Below are 15,884 nucleotides of genomic sequence, written 5' to 3' on the forward strand. Positions count from 1 at the left end.
CCAATAATCTTTATTGCATCTGATATTTTGTCTGTTATACCAAGGAGTGATTTTGTTTGAATTCTTCGCTAAGGTACATTTTATGCTTTAGGAAACTTTTATCATTGCTTACTATTACCACTGGCTCATTGACATGTTCCAAAATAGATTCCCAAATTACTTCATCCCCAATAGTAACACCATTTGTCCCTGGGGGATTTCCGAGAAGTTGTCTATTTCTAGCTCGATGGATAGTTTCTTCTTTTATGGGCAATTTTTGAACATGGCTCATATGATAAAGATCATATACTTACATTATAAATCTCGTCATTTTTAGCTTCATTTTTTATTTCTTCGATTTTTTTAACAATAATGCCAATTTGATTCTTCATATGCTGGTTTAATTCCATTAACGCCATGTACTCATCTAGTGATTTCATATAATTTGAATTGAAGGGTTTCAGAGCGGATTTATATCTTAGGAACTCGTTACTTAATTTTTCAAATTCTGCATTTCGATTACGGGTAAACTCGTTAAATACCTGTTCTGGGAATACGAGGTAACTGGCATAATCTTTTAATTCTTGCAGCTTTTTTAAAGACTCGTTGTTAGAACGATAAAAATCTAAAAATACGTTAGTATCTATTATTATTTTTGCCAAATCTTCACATCCTAATATTTGGTTATAAATAATATAAAACTAAGTTACAGTACCAGCCACTATCTACAACCTAGACAATATAACTCATACATCTCTCTCTAGAAAATTGAATTAAAGTAATAGTCTTGGCTATGAATAATTAAAGGAGTAGACTTGCATTAATAACCCTCCCTATCCTCAGCTACCCTCAACTCCCACTTAGGTGACAAATCATTATTTTCACTCGTCCTTCGAAGGCGTTCCCTAAAGTAAGCATTTAACTCTGGATCGGTGCAAAAAATAAAACATCCTTTTTGTCCACGTGTCATTAGTGTCCGATAAGTGTTCCGGATAATTTGATCTGCAATTTTCTGTGCTTCTTCCGGATTTTCCTTCGCCATTTTTTTGATTCCTTTTAAAGATTGGTCCGTTTTAGCTCTTTTCGCATAATCTGTGATGACCTGTCCATTTTCAAAGCGCAAATCGTCCCCGATAATCACACCGACATAATCAAACTCTAACCCTTGTGCAGTATGGATACATCCCGCTTCACTTACTGAGTCTTGGTCAATGGCCCAGATGCTGTCCGATAGATTCCAGCTTATCGCGAAATCATGCTCTGGAAGGACAATGTCCTTATACATCGTATTGCTCCGCTCTTTTGTTGGCCATTCCCAGCAATAACCCGATAGCATGCGAGATTTATTGTTTTTCTTATTTAATTTTTCAATTTCCCGGAGCATTTCATGGGGATTATCATATACACGAAAATCATAATCCACCCCATAATAATGACTGTTAGCTGTTTCCCGAATCTGAAGGACATCGTCTAGCCAGGCAATATAGGCATCTGATCCATCACAGCGGAATTGGGATACCAATTGACCGGAAATCACCTCTGTCTCAAACTCTTCAGCATACCTTTTAATTAAATCTATACTTCCGATATCCTTTAGAGTGACTTTTTGATTTTCGTCGATGAAGAAGATTGTAAATTTTGCTGCCTTAATTAATTCTTTTACCTGGTTCTCTCCCTGGTTGCCATAAAAGCCTGATTTTTCATTAAGCCTATGTGCCTCATCAACAACAATGACATCGAACTCATTTAATTCTGACTCAGTAAAACTTCCAGATCCTTTAAATAAATTATCGATTGCCGTCTTTCGGACGGTGCCTTTTAATTTGGATGCATAAACATCTCTAGGTGCTGAATTTTTGGAGACATAAAGGGTCATCAGTCCCTTGTTTATTAAATTGACTAAAAGATTCACAGCCATCACTGATTTTCCGGTACCTGGGCCGCCTTCAATAATCATCACTTGCTTTTTGTTATGCTTGACACACTCCAACGCAAGATGAAAAGCTTCTTCATAAAACACCTTTTGTTCGTCAATCATAATGAATTCCTGATTACCCTTTAACATATTCGCCAGGGAATCCTGCAGCGATTTTGACGGGCGGATTTTCCCGTGTTCAATTTGATATATTAAATTATTATTATCCCCTTGCCGCACGTACTTTTTAATAAAGTCCCTTAACTTTTGTATTTCCCCTTTTGTAAAAACAGGCGCTTTCAATAAGTGTTCCTTGTAATGTTCATCTACTAAAGGGTCATTGGCTGTTTTCCTATAATTATGTAAGTAAGCGCATGGCTGAAGTTCTATTTGTTGATCCTGTACGCTTTTATTAAAATCCCTTATTAAGGCTGCATATGTCCAGGCTTGATAGGATGGATGTGTTTGCGGGCGCAGACCACCGCCGACGTATGTTTTTACCAGCGCGTCCTTGGTCGTTATTTTATCAACCTTAGACCATTGCTTTAGTTCAACAATGACAACATGGTCGTGCCTGCCATCATTTCCAGTGACAATAAAATCCACTCTTTTAGATGTATTTGGAATCTTAAATTCGATGGCCACACCCGCATCATTTGGAATGTCCCTGTCTTGCATCACATTGGACATTCGTTGGAGCGAGTTCTCCCATGAGATAATTTCCTGTTTAGAAGTCCGTCCTATTTTTTCCTGATAGGAATGATACAATCGTTCCACCAATAATTCATTTGTTACATCCGAAACGAATTCCGATTTTGTCGCTTCGTAAATGATCATTATAATTCACCTTCTCCCTTTTACATTTTCTCTGATCTACAGCTCTGTATATTTCTTGTTTGTTCCTAATGCCTTTTCTACTGGGTATTTCTTTGCGTTCTTTTGAACCTTATTATGTATAATTTCCTGAACATCTAAATCAAGATCATGGGCAAGCATTAGGGAATATATGAGAACATCGGCCAGTTCATCTTTAATATTATCCATGTTTTCCTCAAGTGCCTCTTGACTGTCTTTCCATTGAAAATTTTCAAGCAGCTCGCTTGCCTCGAGGGAGAGGGAGATAGCAAGATCCTTTGGATTGTGGAATTGCTCCCAATTCCTTTCTTTTCTGAAGCTCAGTATTTCTTCTAAAACCTTTTCCACTGTGTTCACCACTTTTAGTTTGATTAGGATTATTTTACCATAAGAAAAGCCTGAACAAATGAATAATCCTTTTAAACGATTCCCTGTAAAATAATCACCTACTGGTAACCTGGTGCCTAGCCACCAGGAGGATGTAGTAAAAAAACCGCACCAGTGATAATTTCACAGTGCGGTATATACAATAATTTCATATTTTTAATGAAAACATGGGCATTCACACATTACAAACCTCACTCGAAAAAAGGCAAAAAATTCAAAATCACATCACCTCAACAAACCCCATTGAATCCTCAGAAACCATCCCTTTCCTCACCGCAAGCTCAATCCCCTCCTGAACAAACTTCTCCCCCTGAGTGCTTGTTCGGCTATATCCAAGCTGCTTTAGCACTTCTCGAATTAAGTCTGCTTTGGGAATTCGCAGGGCCTTGTTCATAATTTCTATAACTCCATTCGCGTACTCTTCCTTACTGATATCCTGCAATGCCCTTCGATCCTGTCCACTTAACCGGAATTCGTTGTAGCTCTTATACTGAGCTTCGTCTTTCCACAAAAATGTCCCTTTAGAGTCACTGGTTTGATATGTCTTCATCTTCGAAAGGATGGACTCTATAATGCTCTCTATCTTGGCCCCGCTCCTGGTAAACCCCCATGCGGCGATGATTGATTTCGTCAACTGCGAGAAACTGATGGGCGCCTCCTGTTCGATGATCTGTTTGATTTGCTGCTGGATCATCTGCCTTCCTTCTATTGTATAGAACGCCTCGCTCGGCAGATTTACAGCTTCTAATACAACCGGCTTATAATACTTTTCTTCCTCGGTTGTACTTTCAACAGGAATCACCAGCTTGCTGATTTTTTGCTGAATGGTTGGCTTGGTTTTAACAACAGGATCAGTTTGTTGTCTCACTGTTGCAGGGGCTCTTTTCTCGATTTCTTTTAGCTGGGCTAGAATGCTATCTATTTGTTTGTTTTCGTCATGCCACCATTCAATCGACCATACCTTGATAATCTGCCAGCCTAATCTTCCAAGCATAAGGTCACTTAATTTATTGCGGTCCCGTGCGGTCTTGCGGCTTGCATAGCGGTGGCCGTCGATCTGGATGGCGGCAATATACCTTCCATCAGAATTCATATCAACTACGGCCAAATCCACCTTAAACTCGCTGCTTCCAACATTCAGTTTGGTTTTATAGCCATGCTTTTCTAACGCTTTTTGTATTTTCGGAATGATGGTCGCGGAATTTTCACCTGTACTTTGCCTCCGATTTTCCAACAGGACGGGTTCATTTCCTCGTTTAGCAAATTCCATAAACGCCCTTAAAGCATGGACACCTTCGGCTTTTGTCCGGGACAGGTTAATTAGGTCAGGCTCCATCGAAGCGTAGATGATCATTTCTTTCTTGGCACGGGAAACGGCCACGTTCAGGCGGCGCCAGCCTCCATCCCGGTTCAGAGGACCAAAGTTCAAGGTCATATGCCCCTCTTTATCCGGGCCATATCCCACGGAAAACAAGATGATATCTCGCTCATCGCCCTGGACATTTTCAAGGTTTTTAACAAAGACCGGTTCCGCTACTTCGTCGGTAAAATATTTTTCAACGCTTGGGTCTTCCTTTAACCGCTCATCAATCAGATCCTCGATCAAGGTTTGCTGAACCTGGTTGAAGGTGACGACTCCGATGCTTTCATGTTGCTTCTGCGGATTGTTTAATCTTGAAAAAATCTCTTCCACAACCGCTTCTGCTTCGATTTTGTTATGCCTTAATTTCCCTCGGTCGTAGATTCCTTTTACATTTTTAAAAGAAACGCGGGATTGAAGGTCATCGACGGAAGGAAACGTTATGAGCTTATTTTCATAAAAGTGATTGTTCGAGAATGAAATCAGACTTTCGTGTTCACTTCGATAATGCCAGCTTAAATGTTTTTGCGGCATCCTTACGGACAAGCAATCATCGAGAACACTTTCGAGATCCTGTATATCAAAGTCTTCTTCGGATTGCTGCGCACTAAAGAAGCTTGTCGGCGGCAATTGTTTCGGGTCTCCTACCACGACAACGTTTTCTCCCCTGGCCATAGCTCCGATCGCTTCACTCGTTGGCAGCTGGGAAGCTTCATCAAAGATGACAAAATCGAATTTTGGAAACGACGAATCCAGATATTGCGCCACAGAAATTGGACTCATCAGCATACATGGCTTCATTTTAGGCAGCAGGTTGGGAATCCGCTCAAACAGTTGCCGAATGGCGATCCCTCTTCCTTTGCTTTTTATCGCTTTTAAAAGAATGCCTGGCTCGGAACTCTGGATCACATTATTAAGATCCGGTACTCGTTCCATTAGTTTTACATACACTTCAAGCTTCGTTAAATCACAGAGCTCATCATCCAAAGTGTTAAACTTCTTCAGCTTGTTCTCAAACTCTGCCTTTGAAAACTGTGATAAAGAATGGCTGCTTCTGATTTCCTCATCGATGCGTATACGGTAAAATCCATGCAGGTACGCTGAAAGCAGCTCTCCGTTTTTGAGTTGACCCTTAATATAGGGATTTGTAGCATTTTGCAGGCCAAAAGAGTTCGCTTCCTCAATTGCACGTGCCAGTTGGCAGTTATCCTTCAATTGAGGCAGAGCGCGAATGAGCGTCGAAGCCTTCTCTTTTATAGCCGTCAGCCAATCCGTATGGTCGGGCTCATTAAATTTAAAAAGCAGTAAATCCGTTTCAACCCTTTGGATTCGCCTCATCAAGTCTTCAAAGTTGTCTTGATGCCTCAGCAAAAATTGCTGCATGTTGGATGAATTGAATAACTGTTTGTTATTCTGCAAGACTTCTGCTGTTTCGCTTACATAGCTTTGTGCCTCTGTATATTCTTGCAGGCTGGATCGAACGGACTTCATCCACTCTATGGCCTGTTCCATTTCCGGCCATTTTCCATCCGTACCATTCCAGAGGTCCGGGAAGTAATCTTTCATTTTTGAGTCGGAATCATTTAATGCTTCCTGGTTTTTCTTAACTGTCTGAACGGAAAGAAGGATTTCCTCGAGTTCACCAGATTGGATCTTCGTTTTGGCTGTAAGAAATTTTTTCAACTCTTTGGCCACTTTGTTTCTGCCAAGAACTTTCTTTAAGAACCAGCTATTCTCAGCAAGCCTTAATTCCTGCAGCAAAGGTTCTGTTTCTATTTTTAAAATCGATAAATCAAAACGTTTCTTTAGCTTGGCGGTTACACTATCGCGTTCTTTACCAGCCATGATGACATCGGTTAACTGTGAGGCAAGCAGTTCAAAATTCTCTTCCCCCATTAAGCTGATATTTGCATTAGGAAGGCTTTGCAGAGAAGGGATCAGTTTATGAAGCAGACTGTACCATTTGGATGTTTGCTTGTTATCTACAAATCCCAAATCCCTTAAGTGCTGCTCAAACTGCTGCAACTCCGGAATAGCAGCCTCAATGGCTGACAATTCCTCTTTAACCGCGTCATGGAGCTGCAGAGAATACTCAGTCTGATTGATGCCAGCCCATGGATTGCTCTTCATATCTCCGACAGTTGACCCGACAACAGCAATGTTTTCAAGCAGCTGTTTGATCTTTTTAAATGAAGCTTCGTCCATGTTCTTCACTTGATCTCGGTTGAATTCAATAGCTTGGTTCTTTGTTTCAATACTGGAATATTCCTCGATCATTTCGAAGATGCTCTGGCCAATGGAGGTTGGCTTGTGCAGATCCTGGACATAGCTGTTCAGTTCCTTCTTTAATTTGCGAATCTCCTCTGATTCCTCGCTCCAGTTGGTTCCCTTTGTTTTATGCTGGGCGTTGATGGAAGCTTCAAGCTGGGCGAGGATGTCTTTTTTCTGACCTTTATTGGAGTACACCTCAAGGCAGAAGTTCCCTAAACCGATGTCGGCAAGCCTCTTTTGCACCACGCTTAATGCAGCCATTTTTTCAGCAACAAATAGCACCGTCTTGCCATTAGCCATAGCATGGGAAATCATATTGGTGATCGTTTGCGATTTCCCTGATCCCGGAGGTCCATGGAGCACGAAACTGTTGTTTTCACCAGTTGCCAGAATTGCTTCTTTTTGTGTGCTGTCAGAGCTTAAAGGCGCATAAAGCGTTTCTTCTTCATCTCTTTGAGTTGTGATCGTTTTATTCATTGATTCCGTGATTTCGCCTAAATAGTTCCCTTCCATCAGGCTTTTCACGACTTTATTTTTCTTTAGTTCTTCTGTGTTGTTTACAAGGTCATTCCACATCACAAATTTCGAAAATGAAAACAACCCGATGCTGGCCGTCTCATACACGTCCCAGTTTTTCATTTGCATGATCAGTCGCCGCATCGTCGTTAACACTTTTTTCACATCTGCCCCATGCTCATCCTTTGGGATATCATAGAGCTTGGAAGCATCAATGCCGAACTTTTGTTTCAAATATTCAATGAGCGAAATATTGATTTGGACTTCTTCATCACGGGCGCGAATATAGTAGCCTTTTTTCGCCGACATCCTTACGAGATCGACAGGCAGCAATAAAATAGGGGCATAGCGCTCTTTCGTGTACGACTTTTCTTCATACCACTTCAAAAAGCCAAGCGCGACAAAAAGTGAGTTCGCCCCGCTTTCCTCTAACGTATTTTTCGCTTTTCGGTAAAGGTTCACAAGCTCTTTGTCCAGGTTAGCCTCGGTTAACGTGGAACGTAACCGGTTGTTTTGCATATCGGCCTGCAGAATTTTGGATTGTAATAATTCTTTCTGCTCCCTAAAGTCCCGGGCATTATTCTTCCACTCATTCGGCAGAGGATTGATAAAGACTTTTTGGCCCATGGCCAGGATGTCTTCCGTTTTTGATAAATCCGCGGTAACCAAAGGGATTCCCTGTGTATGTAAACGATAATTCAACAGATTGTTGCGGAGGCTCATATCGATCAGCTTGTTTTGCCAATAGATGATTTTACTATTCTGCTGGCTTTGCTGAGTGCCATCTTCCCTTTCCGGGATGACTTCAACTTGGTCAAAAGCCAGGCTGGTAGTTGGTTTAAGTGTTTCTTCTGATTCGACTTCAACCTCCAAATCCCCGCTTACCCTTTTTAACGGAATCGGCTTAATCTGGCCAATGCGGCTTCGCTGGACATCGATAAAAAAATGAAAGTCATTTAATTTATCCAGGCTTACTTCTGCCGCTTTGACACCCTCATTGAATGTTGATTCTTTCCTCGTTAATAAGGTCGACTCTACGACGGTCAATTCATGAATGCCGCTTGCCATGTGTTTCGTCAAGATGCTTTTATCATCCTGAAAACTTTCATAGGCCGTTTGTTCCTTCAGCCAGAAAGCCGGAAAGGCGTGCCCTTTCAGGAACACCACTAGCGGATAGATTCCTACGGCTTCGGCACAGGCTGCATACAGCAACGTCAAATCAAGGCATGTGGCTAATCTATGTTCTTTTATGAGATCCGGAAAGCGGATTTTCTGGCCCTCGTCTTCAAAGCTTGCTGGCGGATTCACATAGGCGATCCCGTACGACTGAATCGCCGAGAAAATCGCCGACAATTGGGCCAGGACACGGTTCGGATCCCCGCTTTGATAGCCGTCCATTACGTTCGATCCTGTGCTCTTTTCCATAATCGAAGCCGCCTGCCTGACAATCTCATTGATGAAAGGGCGATTCGGCGTGATAAAACTTGAAATAATCTCAGGCAGCACAGAAGCACCCGGCCAGGAATCAAAAGACATCACATCAACCGGCAAGTTCTCTTTATAAAGTTCGCGACCACCATTTGAAATTTTTAATTGGAGGTTTCCAGATATACTTTCATCCAGGACACTGAGGAATTGGGAGGATAACTGCAGGTCGGGCCTTACTTCTATGAGTTCGTCGGCTTCCAATTTTTCAATATGTATCGAATAGGGCTCGGCAAAATCCGGATTTGCACTGATTTCCACTTTTATATTGGCCAGAGAATCAGCAGATGTATTTTTAATCGATAGAAACTTAACAACAGGAACATGGTTCTGCTGCAGCGCGAAACTTACTTTTTTATCATATTCATAGTGACACTCTATAGCAGGATTCAACAAAAACCCCTCCTTATCTTGCATGAAATATAAATTGTTATATCGTATTACCCATTATTATAACAATTTTTAGGAGGGGTTGTTGAAGGATGGAGAAAATGGGGTTGGAAATAGCGGTTTTTTTATATTATATGGAAAAAAGCATAACCATTAATTTATGTTAAAATTATGGATATGTAATTTTTCCTGTTTCTACTAATTCCTTCAAACCTAAAAACATATAATACCAACCTTGTTCGGTCTCTTTTTTCCAATCTTCATGTGCTTTTTCAATATCTTCCTTGGTCCAGCCTTCTTCATGGATTACGTTAATTTCTTGTGTGAAGGTCATTTCACAGCCTGATTCAAGCGGTTGGATTTCCACTGTAATGTCGTCTGCTAAATCACTAAATTGTGGCATTTTGAAGGTGAAAATGAGTTTTTTTGGTGGATCCACCACTTTGTATTCTCCAATAGCTCGGTAATCTTTCCCATCTCGATGATCCACAATTTCCCATGTTCCGCCGACACGGGGATCACTCTTTGCGACTTTATTTGTATTCTCCATGGTGAACATCCATTTTTTAATCACATCTCCGTTAGTCCATGCGTCAAACACTTTTTCTGATGGTACTTCAAATGTGCGTTTCATAATAAGGGTTGTTACTGATGTTTTTGTCATCTGAACCATCCTCTCCAACGGTTATTTTATTGTTGATTATATATTACATTTTGGTTCCCAGATAACGAGAGTAAGTGTTGCAATAAAATATTGTTGCCACTATTGCTGTAATCACTAAATTAAAACTCCATCACTTACACGGTGTACACATTTACTTCTTATTAGCAGCAAGAACTACCAGGATCTCCAATTGGAGCCACACAACATGAAGTAGATCCTATTTTATGGACATCACTATCAGCTTTTGTAAAGAAAAACTCCCACTCATTTCTGTCTGGATCTGTTACCCAAAATTTATCTTGTACGGCATAACAACACGTTGTATCCATTTCATCGCGTGCAAAAAACCCTTCTTTTTCTAGTCTTTCCCTGTGAGCTGTAATTTCCTCCCTCGTTTCAACTTGAAAACCGAAATGATTGACCTGATTCCCGTTCACTTCATCTCGAACATTTAAAGTAAAATTAAGTCCAGGGCTTTCTAGTAAGAATTTAGCATAATCAGTTTTTACCTTTACAGGTTGTTCTCCAAATACCTTTTGGTAAAACTCAATGGATTTTTCCAAATTCGTAACATTAATTCCAACGTGAACAAATTTCATGAACAATTCCTCCCATGGTTTTGGATGATTAATCAAAAGAATTTGATTTAATAGCTAAAAAAATTAGCAGCAGGTTCCTTTTCCAGTTTTTCTAAATACACAACAAAGTTCTTCTGATAATAAATTATTTAATTCACCATCATTCAAATCATAATAGCTCCAAGTTCCTCTTGTTTCCTTTGTTATCAAGTTTGCATCCAATAAAATTTTAAGGTGATAAGAAAGTTTGGATTGGGTCATCCCTAGCGTTTCTGTTAAATCACATACACATGTTTGGCCTTTTTGACAAAGCTCATACATGATTTCTAATCGTTTCTGATCAGCTAAAGCTTTAAATTTCTTTTCATATTGTCCAAACTGATTTGTCATTACAGTCATGTAAAGCTTTCCTTTCATCAATTTTTTTTGATATTTAAAGTATACTAAATACCTTCCTGAATATGCAAACAATAAATCAAATTTTTTTAATTCACTTTGATTGAAGCTTTCCTCTCTACTACGCTAAAGGGTGCCTGACCCCCGTTATTTCGCTACTACGTTAAAGGGTGCCTCGTTAGTGTTAACCCCGCGTAAAGTTTTGGTTAAGAATATCCCTTTGACATGGACTGGGTAAGTATAGAGGGAATACAAGATATGGAGGAAAAACCTTGGGATGCAGCATGCCAAACGCTCCGCACTCCCATTCGCTTAGCGTGCCAATTTATTAAGCTACCACAATTGGGACAAATCCACCCATGGATTTCAGGACTTTTATCCCTCTTTCTCCTTACAAATATGGTTTATAGTAAGATAGTATTCTAAAAAAACACAAAAATAGACAAAAAAGGTGGGGAATAGTGAAAACTGTATCATTTGTATCTAGAGTCATTTGCATCCTGGTTATTTTCACTCTGTTTGTTTCGATTGATGGCAATAGAGCGGAGGCCGCCTATACCTATCAGGAAAAGGTCAATGTGGACATCCTGAATGTACGTGCCAACGCCGGCACAGGCTATGCCATCATAGGGAAACTGAAGAAAGATCAAGTCGTAACCGTTCACGCTAATCGACAAGGATGGTCAAAAATCGCCTTTGGACAAGGATACGGCTGGGTTTCATCACAATATTTGACAAACGTCACAAGGACCGGCTATGTCAACGCAACCACTCTGAACGTGAGAAGTGCACCGAGCACAACCGCCAGAATCCTGACACAAGTAGGCACAGGCACCGCTGTTACTGTTCAAGGGAAGGACGGAAGCTGGATGAGGGTATACATCCCGTCCAAAAGAATCACGGGGTGGGTGCACGGAGACTATATCTCTAACAAAGCGGCGACATCTACTGCTTCACAGCCTTCAACCTGGACCGGCTATGTCACCGCAACGACCCTGAACGTCAGAAGTGCACCGAGTACAACCGCCAGAATCCTGACGCAAATAGGCTCAGGCACGGCGGTTACCGTTCAGGGGAAAGACGGAAGTTGGATGAAGGTATACATCCCATCTAAAAAAGTGACGGGATGGGTACATAGCGATTACATCTCCGATAAATCATCTGCCTCGGCACAAGTCGTACTACTGCATAACACAAATCTGCGCCGAGGCCCGGGAACCAGCTACGGAATCATCTCCGTTGAACCAGCTGGAACTTCTCTGACAAAAATCGGTCAATCCAACGACTGGATCCAGGTGAGAAGAAAAGACGGCGTCACCGGCTGGGTGGCAGGCTGGCTTGTAGGAAGTGCTCAAAGCTCTCCGCTAAAAGGCAAAACCGTCGTGCTTGATCCAGGCCATGGAGGAATCGATGGCGGCGCGAGCGGCAGGCTGTATGTAGAAAAAAGACTGAACCTTAGCACAGCGCTCAAACTGGGAAGCCTCCTGCAGCAAGCTGGGGCAAAAGTGATCTACACTCGCAGCAGCGACATCTATGTCTCCCTTAATCAAAGGGTGGCAATCAGCAACCAGTCAAACGCCGATGCCTTCATAAGCATTCATTATAATTCCTGCACAGGAGTCTGCTCCGGGATCGAGACGTTTTACTACAGCATGTCTAAAGACAGTGTGCTGGCCCGTTCCATCCAGAACAACCTGATTAAATCCACTCAGCTTAGAGACCGCGGGACCAAATACGGCGCGTACCGAATCATCCGCAACAACCAGCGTCCCGCAGCTCTGGTGGAGCTTGGCTTCCTGACCAATCCGACTGAAGAACGCCTGATTGGCTCCATCTCACACCAGAAAAAGGCTGCACAAGGGATTTACAATGGATTGGTGGAGTATTTGAAATAGCATAATCAAAAAAAGCCAGGATAAAGTTCGAGGCCCCTGAAAATCTTTCGTTTTTTGTTGGCTTTCTCCAATGGGCACAGAAAAAAGCCGACCCACTTCCGTTTTTTACGAGTTGGGTCGGCTTTTTCTTATACTCAAGGTCTGTAACTATCTTTTGTTACCCTAGTAGCTTTAGTATTCTTTCTTATTCATAGTAAATATGGCCATGGACCTTATAACTCCAATTAGACAGGGGGATATCCTTTAGTTCGCTATTGATGTAACCAACCAATGTGTATGACCACACTTACACTAAACAAGTGTTTTCAAATAGCTTATTTAACCAATTTTACTGTAATGATTCCACGCTTATAACTATTGATAACGCTATGCATGTAAGCTTACAAGACCTCTAGTTAGTTAGAGGTTCCTTTATAAAAGGCTCTGTTAATATTCATTTAATTATTAAGGGGAGAATTTCCGGTTATTGTACGCAGAGGTACCATAAAAAGCAGAGATAAGGGGAGAAATTTCCCTTATCTTCAGAAAACAAGGCAAATCCATAGATTCTGAGCCCGATAGCCGGAAAAACTCCTCTTATTTTAAGAGAAATATCGTTATTTCCCGATTTAACCGGACTTTCTCCCTTTATTTTCAGGGAGACCTGTACTTCCCCCAAAGAAGGAAGTACAATTCATCCCCCTACTCTCACATTTCATCTCCCCCTCACAATAACCCCCGCTACCGCCGGAAACCTCTCAAACTCCTTCTTCATCTCCCGAAACGAAATTACTTCATTTCCCCTGACAAGCTCGAAATCCAGGCAAGATTCGTGACAGTTCAATGGGCGTTGCCGAAAATTCCTAGTGAAGAATTGGATTGCCTCCAGTTCGCGGCCGGCAAAGATAAAGACAAACTCCTTTGCACTTTTTTTCAGGGAGTAGATGCCGACCTTATGAAAACCTAGGAAGTTGTTATCAACCAATTCTCTTACTTTCTTGCGATCGGCTTGGGTAAGGTTAATTTAAAAATAACAGACAGTAACTTCAATTATTCAGACGAAGAAGTCACCGTGGAGAAGAACCTGGTGAGGTATAATTTTAAGTTTTCCGAGGAGTATGGGGTGCTGTTTACAGCATCTAAAGTGAATTGATTAGTAGAGCCCGCTAACGCTTAGCAGGCTCTTAAAAAACTTTCTTACCTTTTTCTTTCATAAAAGGATTGTTCCCCAATTTTTCCAGAAGCTCTTTTAAGGTAGATGGAGCTGCCATTCCATTCACAAGAATTTGTCCGTTTTTTTCTATTCTGATTTCCAGCCTATTAGGTATGTCTAACAGACTTTTTTCAAGATGCGCATACCGGTCTGTTAAAAATCGATAGTTTTGGTTTAAGGAGCCGACCCATGGTCTGCTCAAGTCAAGTTTTTCTTTAACAAATGGCCCGTCAATCAATAAATCGGTAACCGTCAATAGATCGGCCCAATCTTGCCGGTTGCTATTTAGAATGGTTTCAAAGGTGTATCCACTGAAGGTCATAATGGAAAGGCCTTGTCCCTTCAGCTTGTATGCCAGCTCCACAAGGGGAGTTGCCTGGTCAAATGGCTCTCCCCCTAAAAATGTAACACCCTCGATTTGATTTTCGGCCTTGCTTTCCAAAATCTGCTGAAATAAATCTTCTATATGGATTAGTGTCCCTCCAGTTGTAGACCATGTCCAGGGGACGCCGCACCCATCACAATGGATGGAACAGCCTTGAACCCAGATGCATGCTCTTTTGCCGGGACCTTCTGAATTGGTAAAAGGCAAATAACGATGGAGCCTTAATTGCATTAGAAATCCACAATCCTTCCTGATTGTTCGGAAGTCTCTGCCTTCATTGGAGTTACCTTAATATATGGTCGTATTTTTTCTATGATGTGAGGCTTTAAGTTAAGCTGGTCACTAAATTGTTCGATTGTAGCAAAACCACCTGTACTCTCTCTAATGGAGACAATCTTCTTAGCTAAGATTACGCCAATATGGGGAATTTCACTTATCTCCTTTTCTGAGGCGGAATTTAGGTCCACTGGAATAATAGGTTGAACCGCTGGACTGATTTTCTGTTCCTCGTCTCTATTCACTACTGGTACTTGCTTTGTACTTTCGCCACCGCCTACTCCATATTCACTAGCAATGTTTTTTCTCATTTTTTCTATGCCCTGATGCTCCACTGATTTATAAGCTTCCAGTCGCAGGAGGTATTCGGGCCTTACCCGGAAGACGTGAAAAATGGATGCAATCCAGCCAATTAAATAAGCAGCAAATACTGTATTATATAACCAATGATCGGTGGGAACTACTTCGCTAATAACCATTAATAAGATAAAAGGAATTGCATAAAGACAGCCGATCACAGTCCATTTTTTTTGTTTCACCCGGTACGCAATATAAAAGAAGGAAATATAATTAAAGAATCCAAATGTTGCTACAGCCCACAATACCCAGAGAGAATTTAGAACCTCCCAAGTCTTCCCTTTTGATGTTATGCTCTTTGCCATTCATTTACTCCTTCCTTAATGTGTCATGGACCTGTTGTTGTTTTGATTCAATAGAAGCCTCATGATATTCATGTGTGTAGGCAGAATCAACTGTTTCAGCTGAAAGAAGATTTTCAAGCATGGAAATGTAAGGTAAACAATTCTTTCCTTTAATCCCGATTGTTTCTGCCTTAATTGTCCCATCTTGAGCAATCTCAATTTTTATTCGTTTCTCCATTCCTTCACCTCAAATGGTTAATTCACTCTAAAAGTAAGAACAATTGAATTATTATTGTTTACCTCTTCCGACTCCAGTACCAACCCTTGCCCTGATGCACGCTCCAATAATTTTAGATAGATATCCTGCTGGACAAGGCTGGTGTATTCATCCTGGATATTTGTCAGGAACTCCAAGGCAGCTTCTTCAGGTATTCCCTTCTCAAACAAAGCTTCAAAGATGCCTTGCGAATTAATCTGAAACATGACTTTTACATCCCCAATTTCCGAAGACATTTCGTTTTCTTCTAGCAAACTTGTAGCACAGCCATAGTTTAATAAAGCCTTTTGTAACAATTGTGGATCCTTCATAATAGTTGTCACAGCGTATATTTTGTTCTCTTCCATCCTTTTTTGGATGTTGGAGCCAATTGCTTGTGAGACGGCTATGGCTACAGGAATTAGAACCAGTTCTATGCTCAT

Annotated in this window: 12 protein-coding genes; 1 reads left to right on the forward strand and 11 read right to left on the reverse strand. The window is 41.2% G+C overall.

All coding sequences use genetic code 11. The features are described from left to right. Positions 1 to 281: 281 nt before the first annotated feature. The 7 genes from WQ57_RS01555 to WQ57_RS01585 all read right to left on the reverse strand — a co-directional run bounded on the left by WQ57_RS01555 (position 282) and on the right by WQ57_RS01585 (position 10,790). Positions 282 to 641, reverse strand: coding sequence for a PIN domain-containing protein (locus tag WQ57_RS01555; protein WP_046521925.1), 360 nt, complete (start codon positions 639 to 641; stop codon positions 282 to 284). 158 nt (positions 642 to 799) lie between these two features. Further along, entirely contained in the window at positions 800 to 2,731 is a 1,932-nt protein-coding gene (locus WQ57_RS01560; RefSeq protein WP_046521926.1) for a DUF2075 domain-containing protein, read from the reverse strand. Between the two features lie 36 nt (positions 2,732 to 2,767). Further along, positions 2,768 to 3,097, reverse strand: coding sequence for a nucleotide pyrophosphohydrolase (locus tag WQ57_RS01565; RefSeq protein ID WP_046521927.1), 330 nt, complete (start codon positions 3,095 to 3,097; stop codon positions 2,768 to 2,770). Between the two features lie 259 nt (positions 3,098 to 3,356). Further along, positions 3,357 to 9,161 carry a DUF3320 domain-containing protein gene (locus WQ57_RS01570; RefSeq protein WP_046521928.1) on the reverse strand — a complete coding sequence of 1,935 codons (5,805 nt, stop codon included), beginning with the start codon at positions 9,159 to 9,161 and terminating at the stop codon, positions 3,357 to 3,359. A gap of 166 nt (positions 9,162 to 9,327) precedes the next feature. Continuing rightward, positions 9,328 to 9,822 (reverse strand): SRPBCC family protein, encoded by a 495-nt coding sequence (locus WQ57_RS01575; protein ID WP_046521929.1) that lies wholly within the window; start codon positions 9,820 to 9,822, stop codon positions 9,328 to 9,330. 161 nt (positions 9,823 to 9,983) lie between these two features. After that, a complete protein-coding gene (locus WQ57_RS01580) occupies positions 9,984 to 10,421 on the reverse strand; it encodes an ArsI/CadI family heavy metal resistance metalloenzyme (protein WP_046521930.1) in 438 nt (145 codons plus the stop codon). 63 nt (positions 10,422 to 10,484) lie between these two features. After that, positions 10,485 to 10,790, reverse strand: coding sequence for an ArsR/SmtB family transcription factor (locus WQ57_RS01585; RefSeq protein WP_046522048.1), 306 nt, complete (start codon positions 10,788 to 10,790; stop codon positions 10,485 to 10,487). 467 nt (positions 10,791 to 11,257) lie between these two features. Here WQ57_RS01585 and WQ57_RS01590 point away from each other — a divergent pair, with 467 nt between their 5' ends. Continuing rightward, a complete protein-coding gene (locus WQ57_RS01590; RefSeq protein WP_052948617.1) occupies positions 11,258 to 12,691 on the forward strand; it encodes an N-acetylmuramoyl-L-alanine amidase family protein in 1,434 nt (477 codons plus the stop codon). A gap of 1,163 nt (positions 12,692 to 13,854) precedes the next feature. Here the strand turns inward: WQ57_RS01590 and WQ57_RS01600 are convergent. From WQ57_RS01600 to WQ57_RS01615, 4 genes are read right to left on the reverse strand one after another with little or no spacing between them, the layout of a single operon-like run. Next, the gene (locus WQ57_RS01600; protein WP_046521931.1) at positions 13,855 to 14,499 is read right to left on the reverse strand and encodes a 4Fe-4S single cluster domain-containing protein; all 645 of its coding nucleotides are present in this window, start codon (positions 14,497 to 14,499) and stop codon (positions 13,855 to 13,857) included. Further along, complete coding sequence (locus WQ57_RS01605; protein WP_046521932.1) at positions 14,499 to 15,206, reverse strand: ComEA family DNA-binding protein; 708 nt, start codon at positions 15,204 to 15,206, stop codon at positions 14,499 to 14,501. Before WQ57_RS01605 ends, WQ57_RS01600 begins: the two co-directional genes overlap by 1 nt. Before the next feature lie 4 nt (positions 15,207 to 15,210). Further along, a complete protein-coding gene (locus WQ57_RS01610) occupies positions 15,211 to 15,423 on the reverse strand; it encodes a DUF2997 domain-containing protein (RefSeq protein WP_046521933.1) in 213 nt (70 codons plus the stop codon). A 17-nt stretch (positions 15,424 to 15,440) separates the two neighbouring features. Beyond that, on the reverse strand, positions 15,441 to 15,884 hold the full coding sequence (locus tag WQ57_RS01615; protein ID WP_046521934.1) for a hypothetical protein: 444 nt from the start codon (positions 15,882 to 15,884) through the stop codon (positions 15,441 to 15,443).

This window comes from Mesobacillus campisalis, assembly GCF_000986785.1.
Taxonomy (GTDB): Bacteria; Bacillota; Bacilli; order Bacillales; family Cytobacillaceae; genus Mesobacillus_B; species Mesobacillus_B campisalis.

Excerpts from the sequence above, each read along its gene's own strand:
- WQ57_RS01560 (WP_046521926.1), bottom strand. The coding sequence starts at position 2,731 with ATGATCATTTACGAAGCGACAAAATCGGAATTCGTTTCGGATGTAACA.
- WQ57_RS01575 (WP_046521929.1), bottom strand. The coding sequence starts at position 9,822 with ATGACAAAAACATCAGTAACAACCCTTATTATGAAACGCACATTTGAA.
- WQ57_RS01580 (WP_046521930.1), bottom strand. The coding sequence starts at position 10,421 with ATGAAATTTGTTCACGTTGGAATTAATGTTACGAATTTGGAAAAATCC.
- WQ57_RS01585 (WP_046522048.1), bottom strand. The coding sequence starts at position 10,790 with ATGACAAATCAGTTTGGACAATATGAAAAGAAATTTAAAGCTTTAGCT.
- WQ57_RS01600 (WP_046521931.1), bottom strand. The coding sequence starts at position 14,499 with ATGCAATTAAGGCTCCATCGTTATTTGCCTTTTACCAATTCAGAAGGT.
- WQ57_RS01605 (WP_046521932.1), bottom strand. The coding sequence starts at position 15,206 with ATGGCAAAGAGCATAACATCAAAAGGGAAGACTTGGGAGGTTCTAAAT.
- WQ57_RS01610 (WP_046521933.1), bottom strand. The coding sequence starts at position 15,423 with ATGGAGAAACGAATAAAAATTGAGATTGCTCAAGATGGGACAATTAAG.
- WQ57_RS01615 (WP_046521934.1), bottom strand. The coding sequence starts at position 15,884 with ATGAGCATAGAACTGGTTCTAATTCCTGTAGCCATAGCCGTCTCACAA.